Origin of the sequence: Mesorhizobium sp. M1D.F.Ca.ET.231.01.1.1, assembly GCF_003999155.2 — a bacterium.
Taxonomy (GTDB): domain Bacteria; phylum Pseudomonadota; class Alphaproteobacteria; order Rhizobiales; family Rhizobiaceae; genus Mesorhizobium.
On record NZ_RZOZ02000002.1, the window covers coordinates 307,483 to 328,919 of the forward strand.

Here is a 21,437-nt window from a genome sequence, read left to right on the forward strand (position 1 = left end):
TTCTCTCCTCTCCCAATCCGATTGCATTTTGCAATCAGTTGCACGATAATCACACCGATATCATAATGCAACTGGTTTTTTGGAGACCGTCATGAACACCGAGCATCGCTCCAGCTGCCCGATCAATCTGTCGCTCGAGGTCTTTGGCGACCGCTGGAGCCTGATCATCCTGCGCGACATGATCTTCGGCGGCAGGCGCCATTTCCGCGAGCTGCTCAACGGGTCGCTGGAACGCATCGCTTCCAACATCCTGGCCGACCGGCTGCGGCGGCTGATGGAGCTCGGCCTGCTGACCAAGGCCGACGACCCCAGCCACAAGCAGAAGGCGATCTACAGCCTGACCGAGATGGCGATCACGCTGGTGCCGATCATGGCGCATCTCGGCGCCTGGGGACGGGTGTGGCTGCCGGTCAGCGAGGAGCTGTCGATCCGCGCCGAGCTGCTCGAGAAGGGCGGCCCGCCGCTATGGGAGCAGTTCATGGACGAGCTGCGCCACGAACACCTCGGCGCGCCGGTGAAGACGCCGCCGGGCGCGCCGACTGTGCGCCGGCAACTGCAGGCTGCCTATGAGGAAGTGGTCGCCCGGAAGGCGGAGGCGATGGCAGGCTGAGGCGGGGCGAAGAAACTTCGTCATTCCAGGGCGAAGCAGGAGCGAAGCTCCGTCGCGGAGACCCTGGAATCCATGCCGTTAACTTGGCCGAGGAATGCAGCGGAGCAGAATTCTGGACCGCAGCAGCGCTTCCAAGCCACGGCATGGATTCTATGGTCTGCGCGCGTCGCTTCGCTCCTTGCTCCGCCATAGAATGACGACGCGATCAATGTGCTTCGCCAATCGCGAAGTCATGCGACCAGAAATTCTATGCCTTCAGTTCAGGTTGATATCGCGGCTGGCCGATCGCATCGACACCGAGAAGCCGGCGAGCACGTCGAACAGCGCGATGACCATCAGCGTGAAGAACACCGAGTGCGCCGCGCCCTTCACCAGCAGGAACTCGACCAGGAAGGCGATGAAGACGAGCGTCGATAGAAGATGATCCAGGATCGAGGCATTGGTTGTGCGCACCGATTTTGAGATCTCGATGAACAGGAAGATCAGCCCGATCAGCACCATGAGGTCGCCGAGCGTCATCGAGAAGACGCCGCCCGACATCATGCGGAACGAGAACATCTCGATCATCCATGGATCGTCGCCGCCGCCGAACAGCCCGAGCAGTCCGAGATTGTAGAGGACGAAGGGCACGATCAGCAGTGGGATGGCACCGAACATCTGGGTGACTCCAATGAGGCACCCTTTTGTAAAAGCCGCGGCAGGCACGCCGTCAAGGCTTTTCGGCGGCGGCGCCGAACACGCTCTAAGACCTAATGAAATAACGATGTCAGCCGGTTGCCCGGCCGACATGCTGTCGCTCGCGTCACCGGCCTACGGCCCGGAGCATGTCTTGCGAAAGTGAGAACCGGTTTCGCAGCGGATCATGCTCCGGCAATTCAGCGAAGGTCTAGCGCTTGAAGTAGCCGGCGCGCACGGCGGCGCCAATGACGTTGAGGATGATGTTGCCGGCCGTGATCGCGGTTATCTCGTTGACATCGCGCGACGGCGCGATCTCGACGATATCCATGCCGACCAGCTTGCCCTTGGCGATCAGCCCCTTGATCAATTCGATGGTCTGCCGGTAGCTGACGCCGCCGGGTGACGGACCTTCAACCGCGGGCATCACCGCGGGATCCAGGCCGTCGGCGTCGATGGTGAGATAATAGCGGCCGCGGTCGGGAATGCGCTTCAGCAGCGCCGCGGTGCCGATATCCTGCCATTCGTTGGCGGTTATGATGTTGGAACCATAGGCGCGTGCTGCTTCCACCTCCTCGGCGCGGGCGCTGCCCTGGCCGCGAATGCCGAGCTGGAAGATCTTGTCGATATGCGCCATCTCCGAGGCGCGGCGAATGGGGCTTGAATAGCCTTCCCTGACGCCGTTGACGTTGTCGCGCCAGTCCAGATGAGCATCGACCTGCACCAGCGTGACCGGACCCTCGCCATCCAGCGCGCGCAAGATCGGGATCGGAATGCCGTGATCGCCGCCAATGGCGATCGGCAGCGCGCCGGCCGTGCGGATCTTGCGGATCGCGGCCTCGGCCAGCCCGTAGTGACCCCTGGGATCGGCCACGCTTGCGGGAACGTCGCCGACATCGGCCACTTTTATGTCCTGGCCATCGAACAAGGTGCCGCCGATGTCGAAATCGTAGCGGTCGAGCCCGAGGCTGACGCGTTGCGAGGCCCGCCGCACCGCGGTCGGCGCGTTGGTCTGGTCATTGATCAGCTCGTCGATCGTATAGGGATCGCCGTAGGGCATGCCGATGATCGCGACATCGGCCTTCAGCGCGTCGAGGTCATCGACCAGCGGAAAGTTCATGAATGTCCGGAAGACATCGCGCGGCGCGGTGGTGAGTCTAGACATCTGGTTCCTCCGCCTCGATGCCGTCGGGTGCTGACGCCGGATGTGGAGAGACATGGCGTCTCACGTTGAGGAGATACAGCACCTCGGCCGCGGCGGATATTGCCACCGGCGCCGGGTTCTTTGGCATAGGCAAACACGATGCCTCTGGGGCTTAAACCGGTGCAAACGCAAAAAGACCGGCCAGGGGCCGGTCCTTCGACACGTCGCAAACCGTGGAAGCTTCTCAGCTTTCCTTCGGCTCCAGCACTTGGCGGCCGCGATACATGCCGGTCTTCAGGTCGATGTGATGCGGGCGGCGCATTTCGCCGGAATTCTTGTCCTCGACATAGGTCGGGGCCTTGAGGGCGTCGGCCGAGCGCCGCATGCCGCGCTTCGACGGAGAGGTTTTTCTTTTTGGAACGGCCATGGATATGCTCCACTAGATGGTCAAAATGCCCCGGCAACCCTCGCGAAAGGGCCGCATCGAGGCCATAATCTGAGAAAGTCGGGTGCCTATACACGTCTTGCGCTGTTTTGGCCAGCGCCGCTCGCGAAATTTTTTAAGCCGACGCCGGTCCGCCTCAATCGAGACAACCGACATAGGCGCCCGAGCGTCCCGCGCGGCGCTCGATCAGGTTGGCGAGACGCCTCAGACCAGGCCCCGGCTTCGCCGGATTGCGCGCGATCGGGTTGGGCAGGCTGACGGCAAGAAGTGCTGCCTGCCGGCGCGACAATTGCTTGGCCGAGACGCCGAAATGATGCCGCGCGGCGGCCTCGATGCCGTAGATGCCAGGTCCCCATTCGGCGATGTTGAGATAGATCTCCATGATCCGCCGCTTCGACATCACCGCATCGAAATACACGGCCAAAGGCAGTTCGACCACCTTGCGCACACTGCCCAGCGGCCGCGACCACAGGAAAAGGTTCTTCACCGTCTGCATGGTGATGGTGGAGGCGCCGCGCGTCGCCTCGCCGGCGAGCGCATCGTCGACCACGCCGCGCAATTCGCCGAGATCGACGCCGCGGTGGAAGCAGAACTGCCCGTCCTCCGACATGATCACCGAATGTGCCAGCACAGGCGCCACGTCGTCGATCGACACCCAGCGCCGGTCGTATCCTGAGAAGGTGGCTAGGTCCTTCAGCATCAGCGTCGAAACCGGATGCACGAAGGGCGGCAGATAGAGGAAGGTGAGCACGACCGGGATCGTCGCCAGCACGATCGCCGCGGCCAGACAGCGCCGGCCAAGGCGCTTGAGACCGGCGCGGTTCAGGCGCCGCGGCCGCGCCATGTCCAGCCCTTCGCTTTCATGTTCGACGATCGGTTCCGTCAAGTCGCCCCACCCGTGCCACTCGCTACCCCGGCATAATGGCGCGAGGCTTCTTGCGCAATGTCTGAGTGTCGGCTACCGGTCCCGGCCATGATGAAAGACGACCAGACGGCCTTCGAATCCGCGCTTTTGGCGTACGCCGCCGCGGTCGAGGCGCTGCTGCGGCAGGTCCTCGATCCGCGCCCGCTTTCCGGTGAGATCGCCCGGCCGGAACGCCTGATGGCGGCGATGCGCCATGGCGTGCTCAACGGCGGCAAGCGGCTCCGCCCTTTTCTGGTCATGGAAAGTGCGGCGCTGTTTTCGGCGGACAACGAGGCGGCGCGGCGGGTCGCGGCGGCGCTCGAATGTGTGCATTGCTATTCGCTGATCCATGACGATCTGCCGGCCATGGACGACGACGATCTGCGCCGCGGCCAGCCGACCGTGCACAAGGCCTTCGATGAGGCGACCGCCATCCTTGCCGGCGACGCGCTGCTGACTTTGGCCTTCGACATCCTCGCCGACGAGGCGACCGCGTTGCCGGCCGAGCGCCGGGCGGCGCTGGTGCTGGCGCTCGCCCGCGCCGCAGGCAGCGGCGGCATGGTCGGCGGCCAGATGCTGGACCTGGAGGCCGAGCGCAAGCGGGCGGACGAGGCCGGCATCATCCGCCTGCAGGCGATGAAGACCGGCGCCTTGATCCGCTTCGCCTGCGAGGCCGGCGCCATCGTCGCCGGCGCGCCCGCCGCCGATCGCGAAAGGCTGGCGGAATTCGGCTCGGCGATCGGCCTTGCCTTCCAGCTCGCCGACGACCTGCTCGACCTCACCGCGGATGCCGAGCAGATGGGCAAGGCGACGAAGAAGGATGCTGCCGCCGGCAAGGCGACGCTCGCTGCGCTGCACGGCGCCGACTGGGCGCGCGAGCAGCTCCACGGCCTGATCGACCAGGCGCATGCGCTGCTGGAGCCCTATGGCGAGCAGGCGGATATGCTCAAAGCCGCCGCGACTTTCGTGGCGACGCGCAACAGCTGAGACGGGTTACGGGCGGGCGACGGTCGTGCCGGCATCGCTCCAATCCGATCTTCACAGCCTCGCCTCCGCGAAAATGCGGGATGCCCATTCCAGGAAGGCGCGCAGCCGCGGAGCGAGCTGCCGGTTCTGCGGATAGAGCGCCGACAGCGGCGTTGGCGTCGGCGGGAAATCCTGGAGCACCTCGACCAGCGTCCCGTCCGCCAGATCCTTTTCGAGCCGATAGCGTGGCGCTTGGATAAGCCCGAAGCCCAGGCGCGCCAGCGCGGCCGCAGTGTCTGAATTGTTGACCCTCACCCGACCCGACAGCGCAAGCCGGTGCACCCTTGCTCCGATCGTGAACTCCAGCGGCAGGATTTCTCCTGTGCGCGAGGAGACGAAACCGATGGCCTGATGGCCGCCCAGTGTGTCGGGCGACGCCGGCACCCCATGACGCTCCAGATAGCCCGGGCTCGCACAGGTGATTTCGCGGATCATCGCCAGCCGCCGCATGATCATGCCGCTGTCCTGCGGCTCGCCGGCGCGAATGACGCAGTCGACGCCTTCGCGCACCAGGTCGACCAGCTTGTCGCCCTGGCCGATATGCAGATCGATCTCAGGATAGCGTTCGAGGAAGGCGGGCAATTTCGGCAGCAGGAACCGCTGCGTGAGCAGCGGGTGCGCGTCGATGCGCAGCAGGCCGCGCGGTTCGGCGCTGCGGAACCCGGCCTCGGCATCCTCCACTTCACCCAGGATCGACAGGCAGCGCTCGTAATAGGCCTGCCCGTCGAGCGTCGTGGCGACATGGCGCGTTGTCCTGTCCAGCAGCCTTGTCCCCAGATGATCCTCCAGCTGCTTGATCGCTTCGGTGGCGGTCGAACGCGGCAGGCTAAGATCGGCCGCTGCCGCGGTGAAGTTGCGCCGCTCCACCACCCGCACGAACAGCCGCATCCTGTCGAGTCGATCCATGTCGGATTGTTCGCCCAATCCGAATACTACTGTCAATAGCGGGCCGATTATCCGGCAGGAGATACCGTCTATATCCGTTCTGCAACAAACAAACGGAGATCGATCATGCAGAAGACAAGAGCCGCGATCGTGACAGGCGCGTCAAGAGGCATTGGCGCGGCGATCGCCAAGCGACTCGCCCAAGAGCGCATTGCCGTCATCGTAAACTATGCGCGCGGAAAGGACGCCGCCGACGAAGTCGTTTCGGCCATCGAGGCGGCCGGCGGCGCCGCGCTTGCGGTCCAGGCCGACATCGGCGATCCGACCGGCATGCCTGCTTTGTTCGACGCGGCGGAAATGGCCTTTGGCGGGGTCGACATTCTCGTCAACAACGCCGGCATGATGAAGCTCTCGCCGATCGCGGAGACTGACGAGGCGCAATTCGAACGCCAGCTTGCCGTCAATCTCGGCGGCCCGTTCCGCGGCATGCGCGAAGCCGCCCGGCGCCTGAACGATGGCGGACGCATCATCAACTTTTCCTCGAGCGTGGTGGGCTTCTACCAGCCGGCTTATGGCGTCTACGCCGCAACCAAGGCCGGCGTCGAAGCCATGACGCATATCCTGGCCAAGGAGCTCGGCCCGCGCCGCATCACGGTCAATGCCGTAGCGCCCGGGCCGATCGACACCGAACTCTTCACCGACGGCAAAAGCGCCGCGCAGATCGAGGCGATCACCAAGCTTATTCCGCTCGGCCGCCTTGGCCAGCCCGACGACATCGCCGGGCTTGTCGCCTTCCTCGCCGGTCCGGACAGCCAGTGGGTCAACGGCCAGATCATCCGCGCCAATGGCGGCGCCATTTAAGGGCACGATCATGCAGCAGACGATACTTATCACCGGCGCGTCGAGCGGCTTCGGCGCGATGACGGCCAAGGCTCTCGCCAGGGCCGGTCACCGCGTCTATGCCTCGATGCGGGATCCGCAGGCACGCGGAGGCGCGGCAGCGGCCGAAGTCGAAAGGCTGGCGCGCGACGAGAAACTGGCGCTCCGCGCCATCGCGCTCGACGTGCTGTCCGAACCATCGATCGAGGCGGCCGTCAGAACCATCATCGAAGACGCCGGCCGCATCGACGTCGTCATCCACAATGCCGGCCACATGGTGTTCGGACCGACCGAAGCCTTCACGCCGGAGCAGTTGGCGGCGCTCTACGACGTCAACGTGCTCGGCACCCAGCGTGTCAACCGGGCGGTGCTTCCGCATCTGCGCGGGTTCGGCCGGGCTCTGATGATCTGGGTCGGATCGAGCAGCACGCGCGGCGGCACGCCGCCCTTCCTCGCGCCCTACTTCGCCGCCAAGGCGGGCATGGACGCGCTGGCGCAAAGCTATGCGCTGGAGCTTGCCCGTTTCGGCATCGAGACGAGCATCGTGGTGCCGGGCGCATTCACGAAAGGCACGGAGCACTTCGCCCATTCCGGCAAGCCGGCCGACACCGAACGCGCCGACGCCTATTGGTCGGGACCCTATGCCGGCGTGGACGAGCAGGCGCTGAAGGGCCTTGCCGGGCTGGAACCGGCCGATGCCGATCCCTCGAAAGTCGCCCAGGCCATCGTCGATCTCGTCGCGATGCCGCATGGCCGCCGGCCGTTCCGTGTCCATGTCGATCCGTCGGACGACGGCGCGACCATCGTCAACGGCGTCGCCGACCGCGTCCGGGCGCAGCTTCTTGAGCGCATCGGTCTCGCCGACCTTCTCCATCCGTCGCTGTAAGACAACAATCCGAAAGGACCCCGAAATGCCCTTTGCCAACTTCAAGACGCCCGAAGCCGCCCTGACAAGGGCGCAGAAGGAAGAACTCGTCCACAAGACCACGCAGATGTTCGTCGACTATTTCGGCGAGGCTGTGCGCCCCTACACCATGGTGCTGATCGAAGAAGTTCCTGATGGAGGCTACGGCCGCGCCGACGAAGTCTTCATCCTTCCCGACGCCTACCGGGCGAAAGATACTGTCTGACTTGAACTGAGCGAGCCGCCGGCCCCTCGACGAGGCGACCGCGTTGCCGGCCGAACGGTGCTCGTCCAAGCGCCCGCCGACCATGCCGCGGGCAGCGGCGGCATGGTCGGCGGGCGCCTGCTCCAGTGCGCCGCGATCCGTTCCGAGCCTATTCGCATCGCGCTGGTTTTTTAGTAGGCTGTCAGGAGGAAGTTGAGGATCCGACGTGACGGCAGTCGACGATCGTCTTCTCGAAAGCAGGATGACCAAGGTCGAGCAGGCGCGAGCCTGGAGCCCGCGCGTCATCTCGAAATTCGAGACGCTGATCAGGAGTTCCGACGACCAGTCGCTCTATCGCGTCAATCCGCTGACCTTTGCGCGCGACCGCGCAATCGCCGAGCCGGAGGCGATCGACCTCTTCCTTCATGCCGCCCGCTGTGGCCTGTTCGACATGAGCTGGGATGTGATCTGTCCCCAGTCCGGGATGGTGCTCGACAGTTTCGGCGCCTTGCGTACGCTGAAGACCCACTATGTCTGCGGCCTGTGCGACGTGTCGGGCGACACCAACCTCGACGACTTTATCGAGGTCACCTTCTCGATTTCGCCAAAGTTACGGCGCCTGCCCTATCACGATCCCGAGACGCTCCCTGTCGAGGATTTTCACTGGAGGCTCCACTTCGGACATGACGGGCGGCTACCCGGGCAACACGTTCGCTTTCTCGACGTCCTGCGCGGCTTCATTCGGGGCATGACGTTTCTGCCGCCAGGCACCACGACAGTGCTCCGCGCCGACCTGGGACCGGGCGCGCTTGCGGGCGTCAATGTGCAGACGCAGGCCGCTTTCGCTGTGCCGATATCAGGCGATCCGGTGTTGGCGCCGACACTTCTGAAGGTCGACTATGACGGCAAGCGCTTCTTGCCGGCGTTGCCCGCCGTGCCACCGGGTCCGGTTGTCATTGAGGTGGCGAACAGGGGGCCGGTGCGAGGTTCCTTGCTTGCCATCAACTGGCCGCCCGAGCTTGTCGCGCTGACCAACAAGCCGGCCCTCGATTTCGACCCCTATGTTTCCGGTGGAGCGCTGCTAGCGCGGCAAACCTTCCGCCAGCTCTTCCGGTCCGAACGTGTCGACGAGAAGGAGGGGCTCGGCATCCGGCAGATCACCTTCCTGTTCACCGACCTCAAGGGTTCGACCGCCATGTATGAGCGCCTGGGCGACCTCAACGCCTATGCTCTGGTCCGCGAGCATTTCGCTCTGGTCAACGCGGCGGTTCAGCAACATGCCGGAGCGGTGGTCAAGACGATCGGGGATGCGGTGATGGCTGCGTTCTCGCGGCCGTCGGATGCGATTTCGGCCGCACTCCACATCTTTGAAGAAATCGATCGCTTCAACGGCGACCATGACGGGCCGGGGATCATCCTCAAGATCGGCGCCCATTGTGGGCCGTCGATCGCCGTGACGCTCAACGACAACCTCGACTATTTCGGCCAGACCGTGAATGTGGCCGCGCGCGTGCAGTCCCTGGCGGAGGCCGGACAAGTCTGCATTTCCGAGGCGCTCCGTGCCGCGCCCGGGGTCGGCGAAATGCTTGCCGGCCATCGTGTCGTGGCATTTGAGGCGCCTCTTCGGGGCGTGGAGGGTGATGCAACCGTCTATCGCATTATGCGCGGCTAGACGCGATCAGCGCGCCAACTCCCTTCGCAATGCCTGGAACCGGAGCCCGTGACGTCCGCCTGGCGAGCGCAGTCAATTCGATTGCGCCCTCGAAGCATCGCGTTCCGCTTGTTCGCAACGAACCCATCACGGCCCGCCGTCGGCCGAATATTGCATGATTCGATTGCCTGAGCCGATTGGTGCTACACTGGCAAACCGGTCAACGCCGCAGAGCCCTGTTCAAGATTATGACCAGAGTAACCGCTCTACCTGACCAGATCGATTTTGACGTGGCCGCCGATGAGACCTTGCTCGAGGCGGCTCTCAGATCGGGTGTGCCGTTCGCGCATGCCTGCGGCGGCCGTGCGAAATGCTCGACCTGCCGCGTCTGGGTGCTCGACGGCCTGAAGGCCTGCCCGGACCGGAATTCCGCCGAGGCTTCGATGGCGGAGCGGTTGCGATTGGCGGATGAGGTTCGGCTGGCCTGTCAGCTCAGGCCGGAAGGCGAGCTTCGCGTCCGACGCCTGGTGCTGGACGAAACCGACATGATGATCACCAGCCAGCTTGGCGGTTCCGCCGCGACGCGTTGCGGCGAAGCAAAGCATGTTGCGGTCTTCTTCAGCGACGTCGTCGATTTCACGGCGCTGTCGGAGCGCCTTTCGCCCTACGACGTGATGTATCTGCTCAATCGCTACTTCGCCCAGGTCGGCGACATCATCGAGCAGAACGGTGGTTTCGTCGACAAGCTCATCGGCGATGGGCTGATGGCTATATTCGGCATCGACGGCCAGCCCGACGCTCCGCTCCGCGCCGTGAACGCCGCGCTTCAGACCCTCGCCACAGTCGATCGTCTGAAGCCGTTCTTCGCCTCGATGTATGGCATCGATTTCGATATTCGGATCGGCCTCAACTATGGCGAAGCCGTCATCGGCACATTGGGTCTGGCCGGACACGAACGTCTCACGGCAGTCGGCGACGTGGTGAATCTGGCCAGCCGGATCGAGGCGGCCAACAAGGATGCCGGCACGCGACTGCTGATATCCGAGACCCTGCGCGACCAGATCGCCGACAAGGTCGAAATCGCCGATTTCGTCAGGGTGCGCCTTCGCGGTACCGCCGAGCGCACGAGCCTGTTCGAAATCGTCGGGTTGAATCCGGAAATCGACGCCGAGCTGAATGCCAAACGGCCTCGCGAAACCATACGCCAAGGCGGCAGGAGGTGGATCCGCGCTTTTGCCGAAGACGAGCTACAGCCCCACGAACGCCGGGTTCTCGATTTCGAGAACTACGACATCGTCGTCATTCGCGGATCCGACAGCTATTGCGCCTTCAACAATGCCTGCCCGCATCTTCACCTGCCGCTCTACGAACGCCGAAGCCCCGCTCAGGCCGAAGCGCTGAAGCTCCCGCACACGGAGAGCACGATCACCGCGGATCTTGGCTTGGTCTGCCGCTGGCATCAGAGCTGTTTCGACCTGCTTACCGGTGAAATCAGGGGGTGGGCCAAGTTGGAGCACGACGGTACCAGGGCGGGCCTGGAATATTTGGGTGACATTTCGAAAAACCGCGCAAAGCTCATCGTCTATCCCTGCCGAAAGCAGGATGGCTTTGTGTGGATCGGGCTCGAGTGAAGCGACGGTCCGTCGCGATCCCGCACCGTGGCCGCTTCGATGGCTCGCAAGGTCGCCGGCGGACTGGCGGCGCTGTCATCCATGCGACCAGTCAGTGGTGAACGGCAGTTTGACCATTCACCATTTCACTATTCACCATTCACGGGCACGACACCCCGGCACCAACGAAATCTTAATGTAAATCAAGCGTAATCCCGGCCATTAAAATTGTGCGTATGGGTTGGGGTTGCGCATGCCGGAGTATTCCTCCTTCATCCGGTCGATCCGGGTTCGCTACATTTCGGGATTGCTTGTTTTCGCTTTGGCCTCGGCCGCGATCATGTTCGCGCTCAACCGCGTGAACTCATACCGCCACGAGGTCGATGCCCTCAGCGCCAATTTCGTCATCTTCTCCCGCGACCTTCGCAACGCCACCAATTTCGCCGAGACGACCGGAACAACCTGGCGGGCCGAGACCCGCGATGCGCTGACCTCCGCCGCGCGCGGCCATTCCGAACGGCTGATGGGCGAGATCGAGATCCTGAACGCGCAGCTCGCGGCGATCAGGCCGCGCCTGTCGAACAACACCCTCAACGCGCTCGAATCCGCTTCGGTGAACGGCGATCTGTTCTGGTCGGCGCGCGACATGGTGCGCAACTTCAACCTGATGTCGGTGGCTCAGAAAGTCGACGAATGGAGCTATCGCGAGATCCGCAACCAGAACGATCTTTTCGCCCAGCCGATGCTGGTGCGCGTTCGCACGGCGCTCGATGACGAGCGGCATCTCGCCGACGCCGCCAACGACCGGCTGCTCTTGTGGGCGAGCGGCCTGCTTTTCGCGGTGCTCGCCATCGCGGCGGTTCTGATCTTCCGGCCGATGGAGAGCGCGATCCGCCGCGCCTTCGCCGAAACCGCCGCATCGCTGTTCAAGGCGGAGGCGGCCGACCGCGCCAAGTCCGAATTCCTCGCCAATATGAGCCACGAGATCCGCACGCCGATGAACGGCGTGCTCGGCATGGCCGAGCTTCTCGCCAAGACCGAGCTGACGCCGCGCCAGAAGACCTTCACCGACGTCATCGTCAAATCCGGCAACGCGCTGCTCACCATCATCAACGACATCCTCGATTTCTCGAAGATCAACGCCGGCCAGCTGACGCTCGACCCCGCCCCCTTCCGCCTGGCCGAAGCCGTCGAGGACGTGGCCACTTTGGTGTCGGCCCGTGTGGCCGAAAAGAACCTCGAGCTGATCGTGCGCGTCGATCCGCGCCTGCCGGCTTTCGTCGTCGGCGACGCCGGGCGCTTCCGCCAGATCGTCACCAACCTGCTCGGCAACGCGGTGAAGTTCACCGAGAAGGGGCATGTGCTGATCGATGTCGGCGGCGATGTCGTCGACGGCACGGTCCAGCTCAAGGTCCGCGTCGAGGATACCGGCATCGGCATCCCCGCCGAGAAGCTGCAGAGCGTGTTCGAGAAATTCGCCCAGGTCGACGGCTCGTCAACCCGCCGTCACGAAGGCACCGGCCTCGGTCTCGCCATCTCCGCCCGCCTCGTCGACCTGATGGGCGGCAAGATCGGCGTCGAAAGCGAGATCGGCCGCGGCTCGGTGTTCTGGTTCGCCGTGCCGCTGCCGGTGCACAAACAGGAGGCGCGCGACGAGATCGTGCCGGTCGACGTCACCGGCGCCCGCGTGCTGGTCATCGACGACAATCCGGTCAATCGCGAGATCCTGCTGGAACAGCTGCGGAGCTGGAGCTTCGATTGCGCGGCGGCCGAAAGCGGCGCCGTCGGCCTCGCCTTCCTCGACCGTGCCTGCCAGCTCGGCGCCTCGGTCGACTGCATCATCCTCGACTACCAGATGCCCGGCATGAACGGCGCCGATGTCGCGAGAGCCATAGCGGCGGACAGCCGCCTCACGTCCATTCCGGTCGTGCTGCTCACCTCCGTCGACCAGGTCGATTTCGGCAGGATGGTGATCGACTTCGGCATCGTCGCCCATCTCACCAAGCCGGCGCGTTCGGCGGTGCTGCTCGGCACCGTCATCTCCGCCATCCAGAAGGCGCGTATGCAAGGCGCCAAGGCGCATTTCGTGCGCGAGCCGGTCGTCGCCCAGCCGGCTCCGCCGGCCTTCACCGTCATCCGCGGTCCGGCCGTTCCGGTGCCGGTGGCGCCGGAATCGACCGTCGCGCCGAGCGGCCCGATCGATATCCTGATCGCCGAGGACAATGAGGTGAACCAGCTGGTCTTCGGTCAGATCCTCAACGGCCTTGGCTTGAGCTATCGCATCGCCGGCAACGGCCGCACCGCGGTCGAGATGTACCGCTCGCTGCGGCCGCGGCTGGTGCTGATGGACGTCTCCATGCCGGAGCTGAATGGCTACGAGGCGACGCGAGCCATCCGCGCCATCGAGCAGCAGGCCGGCAGCCATACGCCGATCATCGGCGTCACAGCGCACGCGCTGAAGGGCGACCGCGAAAAATGCATCGAGGCCGGCATGGACGACTACCTGCCCAAGCCGGTTTCCCCAGACCGCCTTGGCGCCAAGATCGGCACCTGGCTCAGCGAGACGGTGACGGCAAAGACGGCGTGAGATTGAGACCGGGTGGCGGCCAACGGCCTTCGCCGAGTTCCTTCGCGCCCCCCTCTGGCCTGCCGGCAATCTCCCCCACTTGGGGGGAGATCGGATGTCATGACGGCTTTCGCCAATTTCCAACCTTGCAGGACGAGCGCCGTCGACGAAGCTGCCAATCTCCCCCCAAGTGGGCCCTTGTGGGGGAGATGTCCGGCAGGACAGAGGGGGGCGCTGTCCCGCCAGCGTTTCTAGATATCTCGTTGCAGACGACCTACCGGTTGCGCATGACCACACACGCGCCGCCGACGTTTTGCAGCTTGTCGCAGATGCCGTTGGCCTCAGCCCGCGAATTGGCGCCGATCCTGACCGCATAGATGCCGCGCCGGCCGATCGGCGTGCGCACGCGGCTCACCACCGGATCATGGCTGGCGAGCAGGGCCGGGAACCGGCCACGCACGCGCAGCCACTGGCCGATCGCGGCGGAGCGGCGGAAATTGCCGGCCACCTGGACACCCCACGGTTTGACGTTGATCGAGGCCATGGCGACGGTCTGCGACATGATCACCGGCAGCCGGCGGCAGGCGACCGCGAAGCTCATCTTCGGATCGAGCGGCTGGATGGCGCCGGCATAGGCTGTGTCCGAGAACTTGTCGACCGGTTCGCCCATGATGTCGAAGACATAGCTTTCGGTCTCCATCGGCAGAAAGCCGCCGGAGCTTAGCCAGCGCGACACCCGGTTCTCGCCGGCATTGTAGGCGGCTGCCGCCAGGCCGAGATTGCCGTAGCCCGCCTTCATCTCGGCGAGATATTTCGCTGAAGCCGGGATGGCCTGCTCGATGTCGAAGGGATCGGCAAGCCCGCGCAGCGTGGCGGTGCCCGGCATGAATTGCGCGATGCCTTCGGCACCGACCGGACTGACCGCATTGGGATCGAAGCGGCTTTCCTTCCAGATCAGCCTGGCGAGGAAATCCTTGGGCAGGCGGTTTTGCTCGGCCTGGGTCTCGATCAAGTCGCAGACGCGGGAAATCAGCCGTTTGGCGGCCGATTGCGACTGCGGCGGATCGGCGAACGCCTGGCCTGCAGGGATCAACGCGCAAGTCAGGATCAGTGCCGCCCTGAACAAACGCCGCATGGGCTCATTCCGCGGCGGCTTTGCCGTGTCCGTACCGCTGCTCGATGTAGTCGGCGACCATCTTCTCGAAATCCTGCGCGATCGAGGGTCCGCGCAGCGTGGCCGCCTTCTTGCCGTCGATGAACACCGGCGCCGTCGGCGTCTCGCCGGTGCCGGGCAAGGATATGCCGATATCGGCATGCTTGGATTCGCCTGGGCCGTTGACGATGCAGCCCATCACCGCGACCTTGAGGTTTTCGACGCCGGGATATTTCTCGCGCCACACCGGCATGTTCTTGCGGATGTCGGCCTGGATGCTCTGGGCCAGTTCCTGGAACACGGTGGAGGTCGTGCGGCCGCAGCCGGGGCAGGCGGCGACGATCGGCACGAACTGGCGGAAGCCCATGGTTTGCAACAGTTCCTGCGAGACCTGCACCTCGCGCGTGCGGTCGCCGTTCGGCTCCGGCGTCAGCGAGATGCGGATCGTGTCGCCGATGCCCTGCTGCAGGAGGATGCCCATCGCCGCGGAAGAGGCGACGATGCCCTTGGTGCCCATGCCGGCCTCGGTCAGGCCGAGATGCAGCGCATGGTCGGAGCGGGTCGCAAGCTCGGTATAGACGGCGATCAGGTCCTGCACGCCACTGACCTTGGCCGACAGGATGATCTTGTCGCGGCCAAGTCCGATCTCTTCGGCCATCTCGGCCGAGAGAATCGCCGACTGCACGATCGCCTCGCGCGTGACTTCCTGCGCGGTGCGCGGCGAGCCCTGGGCCTGGTTCTCGTCCATCAGCCGTGTCAGGAGTTCCTGGTCGAGAGAGCCCCAGTTGACGCCAATGCGCACCGGCTTGTCGTATCTGATCGCCATCTCGACGATCGCCGCGAACTGGCGGTCCTTCTTCTCCTTGAAGCCGACATTGCCGGGATTGATGCGGTATTTCGCCAGCGCCTCGGCGCAGGCCGGATGATCGGCGAGCAGCTGGTGGCCGATATAGTGGAAATCGCCGACCAGAGGCACGTTGACGCCGAGCCTCGACAGCCTTTCCTGAATGCGCGGCACGGCGGCGGCGCTCTCGTCGCGGTCGACGGTGATGCGCACGATCTCCGAGCCGGCGCGATGCAGCGCCGCAACCTGCGCGACCGTCTGGTCGACATCGGCGGTGTCGGTATTGGTCATCGACTGCACGACGACGGGCGCGCCGCCGCCGACCGCCACGCCGCCGACATCGACGCCGACGGACGTCCTGCGCGGGAAAGGAGAAGAAAAATATCCGGTCATGCCGGCCGCCTTTAGCTTGGAGCAGGAAGATGCTCAAGGGTCCGGGCATGAGGTGGAGGAGCAAAGAAGGCTTGTCAATGGCGGGGAGCCGTCGATCGGACAAATCGGCTGCCTGAGCTGCCGCCGAGACTATAAGACCCGGCTTCGGCCTCGAAGGCGCCCAAGCCGCGCCGCCGCTGCCGAAACTGGTCAGAAATCGAAATTAAAAACCTAGGCGCCGGCAGCACAAGAGCCACCGGGGGATGATTGCGCCGCGAATGCGCGTATGTTGCCTAGAGGAGCTTCAGTGTGCCGTCGGTTTCGCCTTCAGCTTTTCAATCTCGTCCTTGATTGCCAACTTGCGCCGCTTGAGACTGGCGATCTCGAGGTCGTCTACCGAAGGATGGTTCATCGCGTCGATAAGCTCACGCTCGATGTCGCCGTGCTTCCGCTGCAGCTCATCAAGATGGGATGCAAGAGACATGATTGGTTCTCCCTTTCATGGTTTCCTCGATCGCAGCCGTCGCAGGCACGTCCACCGCAGGTCGCGACTGTGACGGCACGATGACACTTTGCCACCAACCAATCTCGATGTCGAATGCCGTGTGGTAGCATTCCACGACAATGTGAAATGTGATATCAGCGGCGCGCCGGTGACAAGACCGACAGGTCACAAACCCCACCGGCCCCGCCCAAAGGCCCATCCTGGGCGACGCATACGCAGACGGTAGATAATGTCCGAACAGGAACAGGCTGAAATACGCCTAGAATATTCCCGGCTCAAACAGGAACACGCCGATTTCGACGCCGCCATCAATGCGATGATCGCCATGGGTTGCGACCCGCTGCAGATCCAGCGCATGAAGAAGAAGAAGCTGCTGCTGAAGGACCGGCTGATGGCGCTGGAAGACCGCATCATCCCCGATATCATCGCCTAGACCGGCAGCGCTTTCCTTCGCTACGAGATCGACAGCCGCGCGGCGCGCTCGCGCAGCAGCGCGACCAGTTCGCCTGTCCGCTCTTGCGACGTGTCGATCGGCACCACCAGGCACATTGTCGCCTCGACCTTGCCGGGCGCCGAAAAGACCGGCGCCGCCAGGCATTTGGTGTAGGCGTCGACAAGGCCCGAGGTCACGCAATAGCCGGTGACGCGGGCTCTTCCTATGTCGTCGATGAAGTCGTCGAGCTCGATCTTGCGGCCGTCCGGCAGCACGAGGTCGTCCTCGGACATCATGGCTTCGATCCGGCTGCGGTCGAGGCCCGCGAGCAGCAGCCGACCGGAAGCCGTCCAGGGAAGCGGTATCTGCAGGCCGGTGGCCGAGCTGATGCGGAAAGGTCGCGTTCCGGGGCTCGAATGGACGATCGTGTAGCGGCCGCTCTGCAGCATGCACAGCTCCGAGGTCTCGCCCGTCTCGCGCGACAGCGTGTCGACCTCCTGCCGTCCGCGCCTGAGCAGGTCGTTGCCGCGCATATAGGCCATTCCATAGAGGTAGAGCTTCTTGCCGAAATAGACGCGGTTGCCGTCGCCGGTCATCTCGAGGAGCCCGGCATCGACCAGCTCGCGCACCAGCGTGTAGGTCGTCGAGCGCGGCGCGTTTAGTCCCTTGGCCAGCTCGCCGATGCCGATCGCGCGCTGCGTGGCGTGCAGGAACTCCAGGATATGCAGCACGCGGTTGAGACCCTTTTCACGGGAATTCGCGGGCTTCTCCTCGTCCATGCCGCCGGCCGGCCACTCGGCTAGCGATTCGCCATCTTGCATTGTCGATTCCTGATGCTAGTATCTGTCTTGTACAGGATACACTTGTCCTTTGTAAGAGACAACTGCTTTGTCGCTTGCCGGCGCGTGTATTCGCAAGGGGAACACAACACGAAAGGAGGTCGCCGTGAACGACACATCCGGAAGACGTGATTTTCTGAAATTGGGAATGGCGGGACTTGCCACCGCCGGCGCGCTCACCGCGGTCAGCGCCGAGAAGGCCGCCGCGCAAGCCGCGCCCGACAGCGTGCTGCGCACCGCGCTCGATCGCGGCAAGCTGATTGTCGGCACCGGCAGCACCAATGCGCCGTGGCATTTCGAAAACGATGCCGGCGAGCTGGTAGGCATGGACATCACCATGGGCCGCATTCTCGCCAAGGGCCTTTTCGATGATCCGACCAAGGTCGAATTCGTCACCCAGGATCCGGCGCAGCGCATTCCGAATGTGACCACCAACAAGGTCGACATCACCATCCAGTTCATGACCATGAACGCGCAGCGCTCGCAGCTGATTCACTTCTCGCGGCCCTATTATGTCGAAGGCGTCGCCCTGCTGACGCTGCCCGGCTCCGAGAACAAAACCTTCGACAAATTGCTTGCCGGCGGCTCCGCCACGCGCGTCTCGATCCTGCAGAATGTCGACGCCGAAACTTCGGTGCATTACGCCTTGCCGCAGGCGCAGGTGATGCAGATCGACACCCAGGCCAACGTCCTACAGGCGCTGGAATCCAAGCGCGTCGACGCCGCCGCGGTCGACCTCTCCACCGTGCGCTGGCTCGCCTCGCGCAACCCCGACAAATATTTCGATGCCGGCAAGAGCTGGTATTCGATGCTTTACGGCGCTGCACTTCGCCAAGGCGATCTCGACTGGCTGACTTTCGTCAACCAGACCTTCACCATCGCCATGTTCGGCCATGAGACGGCGCTCTACGACGCCGCCTTCAAGGAATATTTCGGCCAGGAGCCGCCACTCCGCCACCCGGGCTTCCCGGCCGTATGACACAGCTCATCTGATGGTGTCGGCGGAAGGGCGCGGCAAACGCCCTTTCGCCTGTTTCTCCCCGACGGAGGCCAAGCGGCGTCGGATCCCGGATCCGCCACCATGGGCCATTGAGACGGACGCATGGGCTATACGCTCAATTTCAATCTGATCTGGCGGCATTTCGACAAGCTGTGGGGCGGGCTTCTGCTCAGCCTCGAGCTTGCCGTGATCTCGATCGCCATCGGCATCGTCATCGGGCTGGTGCTGGCAGTCTGGTACGTCTCGGCCGGGCGCGTCGTACGCGGCGTCATCGCGACCTATGTCGAATTCATCCGCAACGTGCCGCTGATCCTGCTGGTCTATCTGGTCTTCTACGGCCTGCCTACCATCGTCGACCTCGCCTACAGCGCACAGACCTCCTTCGTGGCGACGCTGGCGCTCTATAGCGGCGCCTATCTGGTCGAAGTTTTCCGCTCCGGCCTGGAGGCCGTGCCTCGCGGCCAGATCGACGCCGGCAAGGCGATCGGGCTCACGCCCTGGCAGCGGCTGCTTCATGTGCGTCTGCCGACGATGATGCGCATCACGCTGCCGGCGCTGTCGAACACGTTCATCTCGCTGTTCAAGGACACCTCCGTCGCATCCGTCATCTCGGTGCCCGAGCTGACCTATGGCGCCCAGTGGATCAACTTCAATACCTTCCGCATCGTCGAGGTCTATCTCGTGGTGACGGCGATGTATCTGGTGACCGGCTATGCCCTTCTCTTCGCGCTGCGGCTTGTCGAACGCTGGTACAGGACGGCGCGCTGATGCTTGGCCAGATCGCCTATGCCCTGCCCTTTCTTGCCGAAGGCTTCGCGCTGACGCTCTGGGTGTCTTTGCTGGTCGTGGTGCTGTCGCTGATTGCCGGCGTGATCCTTGGCGTCGGCCTCGTCTACGGCCCGGCACCGTTGCGCTGGGCGGTGCGCATCTTCAGCGACACCATTCGCGGCATCCCGATCCTGGTGCTGATCTTCTTCGTCTATTACGGTCTGCCGGCGGTCGGCGTGCACTTGCAGTCCTTCTGGGCCGCCGTGCTGGCGCTGACCTTGTTCAAGACCGCCCAGGTGGTCGAATATTTGCGCGGCGCCGTCGCCTCCATCCCGAAGGGCCAGTCCGAGGCGGCGATGGCGATCGGCCTGACCTTCCGCCAGCGGCTCGCCTACGTCATCTTCCCGCAGGCCTTCCGCCGCTTCCTGCCGCCCTGGATCAACGGCGTCACCGACGCGGTCAAGGGCAGCGCGCTGGTTTCGCTGCTCGGCATCACCGACCTGATGCAGGCCATCAACCAGGTCATCGGCAGAACCTATGAGGCGATGCCACTCTATATCCTCGGTGCCCTCCTCTATTTCGCCGTCAACTACGCGCTTTCATACGCCAGCCGCCGGCTGGAGCAGCGTTTCGCCTTCATCCGGGAATAGCACGATGGCCAACAATTCGAACAACAGCCCGGCGCTTCTCGATATCGCCGAAGTCTCGAAATCCTTCGGCTCCGTCGGGGTGCTGCGCTCGGTCAGCCTGCAAGTGGCCAAGGGCGAGGTGGTCACCGTCATCGGCCCGTCCGGCAGCGGCAAGACCACGCTGCTGCGCTGTGTCAACTTCCTTGAAAGCTACGACAGCGGCTCCATCCGCATCGACGGCAAGGAGGTCGGTTTTCGCGACGGCGGCGCACGGCAGCGCCGCAGCGAACGCGACCTGGCCGCCATGCGCGCCGAGACCGGCATGGTCTTCCAGGGATTCAACCTTTTCCCGCATCTGACCGCCGCCGGCAACATCATGCTCGGCCTCACCAAGGTGCGCGGCAAGAGCAATGCCGAGGCGCGCTCGATCGCCGAACATTGGCTGGGCCGTGTCGGTCTCGCCCACAAGGCCGACAGCCTGCCTGCCGAGCTTTCGGGCGGCCAGCAGCAGCGCGTCGGCATTGCGCGTGCGGTCGCCATGGAACCGAAAATCCTGCTGCTCGACGAGATCACTTCGGCACTCGACCCGGAGCTTGTCGCCGAGGTGCTGGCCGTGGTGAAGAGCCTCGCCGAAGACGGCATGACCATGGTGATGGTGACGCACGAAATGGCGTTTGCCCGCGATGCGTCCAGCCGCATCGTCTTCATGGCCGATGGCGGCGTCAGCGCCGTCGGACCGCCGAAGGAGGTCCTCGCTTCGGAGACGACCAACGAGCGATTGCGTACCTTCCTGGCGCGCTTCCGCGCCTCGCATTTCTGAAATCGGATGATCTTCGCCATTCATCGTCGACAACGGATGGCTGAAGCCATCCTGGGGAGCCTTCTTGCATGACGCCTTACATCCGGCTCGCTGAACTCGGCCTGACGCTGCCCGAGCCGCCGACGCCCATCGCCAACTTCGTTACCCATGCCGAGAGCGGCCGGCTGATCTTCCTCTCCGGCCAGGGGCCGCTGCGCGCCGACGGCACGCTCTGCACCGGCAAGGTCGGCGAGGATGTCACCGTCGCGCAGGCCTATGAGCATGCCCGCCTCACCGGCCTCAATCTGCTTGCCGTCATGCATGCGGCGGCGGGCGATCTCGGCCGCATCGTGCGCGTGGTGAAACTGCTCGGCTTCGTCAACGCGACGCCGACCTTCAGCGATCACCCGAAAGTGGTCAACGGATGCTCCGATCTTTTCGCCAACGTCTTTGATAGGATCGGCGGGCACGCGCGCTCGGCCATCGGCGTCGGCTCGCTGCCCGGCAACATCACGGTCGAAATCGAGGCGGTGGTCGAGATCGCCGCCTAAGGCCTATCAGAATGGGATTTTCTTGAGATGACGATCTCCA

The 21,437-nt window shown here is 64.1% G+C and carries 23 protein-coding genes; 14 read left to right on the plus strand and 9 right to left on the minus strand.

Annotated features, from left to right (window positions below; genetic code table 11):
• Positions 1-91 precede the first annotated feature (91 nt).
• Complete coding sequence (locus EN874_RS07885; RefSeq protein ID WP_126087189.1) at positions 92-610, plus strand: helix-turn-helix domain-containing protein; 519 nt, start codon at positions 92-94, stop codon at positions 608-610.
• Positions 611-865: 255 nt separating this feature from the next.
• On the opposite strand, the gene EN874_RS07890 is transcribed toward EN874_RS07885, so the two are convergent.
• The 4 genes from EN874_RS07890 to EN874_RS07905 form a co-directional block, all read right to left on the minus strand.
• Entirely contained in the window at positions 866-1,267 is a 402-nt protein-coding gene (locus tag EN874_RS07890; protein ID WP_126087188.1) for a hypothetical protein, read from the minus strand.
• A 229-nt stretch (positions 1,268-1,496) separates the two neighbouring features.
• Positions 1,497-2,450 carry an agmatinase gene (locus tag EN874_RS07895; protein WP_127425939.1) on the minus strand — a complete coding sequence of 318 codons (954 nt, stop codon included), beginning with the start codon at positions 2,448-2,450 and terminating at the stop codon, positions 1,497-1,499.
• Between the two features lie 223 nt (positions 2,451-2,673).
• Complete coding sequence (gene rpmF / locus EN874_RS07900) at positions 2,674-2,856, minus strand: 50S ribosomal protein L32 (protein ID WP_006203806.1); 183 nt, start codon at positions 2,854-2,856, stop codon at positions 2,674-2,676.
• Between the two features lie 154 nt (positions 2,857-3,010).
• Entirely contained in the window at positions 3,011-3,718 is a 708-nt protein-coding gene (locus tag EN874_RS07905) for a transglycosylase domain-containing protein (protein ID WP_126089680.1), read from the minus strand.
• A 129-nt stretch (positions 3,719-3,847) separates the two neighbouring features.
• Here EN874_RS07905 and EN874_RS07910 point away from each other — a divergent pair, with 129 nt between their 5' ends.
• On the plus strand, positions 3,848-4,765 hold the full coding sequence (locus EN874_RS07910) for a polyprenyl synthetase family protein (protein WP_127425938.1): 918 nt from the start codon (positions 3,848-3,850) through the stop codon (positions 4,763-4,765).
• Positions 4,766-4,816: 51 nt separating this feature from the next.
• On the opposite strand, the gene EN874_RS07915 is transcribed toward EN874_RS07910, so the two are convergent.
• Positions 4,817-5,710 (minus strand): LysR family transcriptional regulator, encoded by an 894-nt coding sequence (locus EN874_RS07915; protein WP_127425937.1) that lies wholly within the window; start codon positions 5,708-5,710, stop codon positions 4,817-4,819.
• Between the two features lie 105 nt (positions 5,711-5,815).
• On the opposite strand from EN874_RS07915, the gene EN874_RS07920 reads away from it, so the two are divergent.
• The 6 genes from EN874_RS07920 to EN874_RS07945 all read left to right on the plus strand — a co-directional run bounded on the left by EN874_RS07920 (position 5,816) and on the right by EN874_RS07945 (position 13,525).
• A complete protein-coding gene (locus tag EN874_RS07920; RefSeq protein ID WP_189394108.1) occupies positions 5,816-6,550 on the plus strand; it encodes an SDR family oxidoreductase in 735 nt (244 codons plus the stop codon).
• A gap of 7 nt (positions 6,551-6,557) precedes the next feature.
• Complete coding sequence (locus EN874_RS07925; protein WP_127426159.1) at positions 6,558-7,454, plus strand: SDR family oxidoreductase; 897 nt, start codon at positions 6,558-6,560, stop codon at positions 7,452-7,454.
• A gap of 25 nt (positions 7,455-7,479) precedes the next feature.
• A complete protein-coding gene (locus EN874_RS07930) occupies positions 7,480-7,698 on the plus strand; it encodes a 4-oxalocrotonate tautomerase family protein (RefSeq protein ID WP_126087183.1) in 219 nt (72 codons plus the stop codon).
• Positions 7,699-7,903: 205 nt separating this feature from the next.
• Positions 7,904-9,349, plus strand: a complete 1,446-nt coding sequence (locus tag EN874_RS07935) for an adenylate/guanylate cyclase domain-containing protein (protein WP_127425935.1) — start codon at positions 7,904-7,906, stop codon at positions 9,347-9,349.
• Positions 9,350-9,576: 227 nt separating this feature from the next.
• On the plus strand, positions 9,577-10,959 hold the full coding sequence (locus tag EN874_RS07940; protein ID WP_127425934.1) for an adenylate/guanylate cyclase domain-containing protein: 1,383 nt from the start codon (positions 9,577-9,579) through the stop codon (positions 10,957-10,959).
• A gap of 232 nt (positions 10,960-11,191) precedes the next feature.
• The gene (locus tag EN874_RS07945; protein WP_127425933.1) at positions 11,192-13,525 is read left to right on the plus strand and encodes a response regulator; all 2,334 of its coding nucleotides are present in this window, start codon (positions 11,192-11,194) and stop codon (positions 13,523-13,525) included.
• Positions 13,526-13,778: 253 nt separating this feature from the next.
• Here the strand turns inward: EN874_RS07945 and EN874_RS07950 are convergent, their stop codons facing one another.
• The 3 genes from EN874_RS07950 to EN874_RS07960 form a co-directional block, all read right to left on the minus strand.
• Positions 13,779-14,639, minus strand: coding sequence for a lytic transglycosylase domain-containing protein (locus EN874_RS07950; RefSeq protein WP_127425932.1), 861 nt, complete (start codon positions 14,637-14,639; stop codon positions 13,779-13,781).
• Positions 14,640-14,643: 4 nt separating this feature from the next.
• Positions 14,644-15,894: a flavodoxin-dependent (E)-4-hydroxy-3-methylbut-2-enyl-diphosphate synthase gene (gene ispG, locus EN874_RS07955; protein WP_127425931.1), complete on the minus strand. Its 1,251-nt coding sequence runs from the start codon at positions 15,892-15,894 to the stop codon at positions 14,644-14,646.
• A gap of 283 nt (positions 15,895-16,177) precedes the next feature.
• Positions 16,178-16,357: a YdcH family protein gene (locus tag EN874_RS07960; RefSeq protein ID WP_126087177.1), complete on the minus strand. Its 180-nt coding sequence runs from the start codon at positions 16,355-16,357 to the stop codon at positions 16,178-16,180.
• 250 nt (positions 16,358-16,607) lie between these two features.
• Between EN874_RS07960 and EN874_RS07965 the strand changes: the two genes are divergently transcribed.
• Complete coding sequence (locus tag EN874_RS07965) at positions 16,608-16,811, plus strand: DUF465 domain-containing protein (protein WP_027166663.1); 204 nt, start codon at positions 16,608-16,610, stop codon at positions 16,809-16,811.
• Between the two features lie 20 nt (positions 16,812-16,831).
• Here the strand turns inward: EN874_RS07965 and EN874_RS07970 are convergent, their stop codons facing one another.
• Positions 16,832-17,632: an IclR family transcriptional regulator gene (locus EN874_RS07970; protein ID WP_127425930.1), complete on the minus strand. Its 801-nt coding sequence runs from the start codon at positions 17,630-17,632 to the stop codon at positions 16,832-16,834.
• Positions 17,633-17,756: 124 nt separating this feature from the next.
• Between EN874_RS07970 and EN874_RS07975 the strand changes: the two genes are divergently transcribed.
• From EN874_RS07975 to EN874_RS07995, 5 genes are all read left to right on the plus strand, one after another.
• Positions 17,757-18,629, plus strand: coding sequence for a transporter substrate-binding domain-containing protein (locus EN874_RS07975; RefSeq protein ID WP_127425929.1), 873 nt, complete (start codon positions 17,757-17,759; stop codon positions 18,627-18,629).
• Positions 18,630-18,752: 123 nt separating this feature from the next.
• Positions 18,753-19,418, plus strand: a complete 666-nt coding sequence (locus EN874_RS07980) for an amino acid ABC transporter permease (protein WP_127425928.1) — start codon at positions 18,753-18,755, stop codon at positions 19,416-19,418.
• Complete coding sequence (locus tag EN874_RS07985) at positions 19,418-20,068, plus strand: amino acid ABC transporter permease (protein WP_127425927.1); 651 nt, start codon at positions 19,418-19,420, stop codon at positions 20,066-20,068. Before EN874_RS07980 ends, EN874_RS07985 begins: the two co-directional genes overlap by 1 nt.
• 4 nt (positions 20,069-20,072) lie before the next feature.
• Positions 20,073-20,867: an amino acid ABC transporter ATP-binding protein gene (locus EN874_RS07990; protein ID WP_127425926.1), complete on the plus strand. Its 795-nt coding sequence runs from the start codon at positions 20,073-20,075 to the stop codon at positions 20,865-20,867.
• 68 nt (positions 20,868-20,935) lie between these two features.
• Complete coding sequence (locus EN874_RS07995; RefSeq protein WP_127425925.1) at positions 20,936-21,397, plus strand: RidA family protein; 462 nt, start codon at positions 20,936-20,938, stop codon at positions 21,395-21,397.
• The last annotated feature ends 40 nt before the right edge of the window (positions 21,398-21,437 follow it).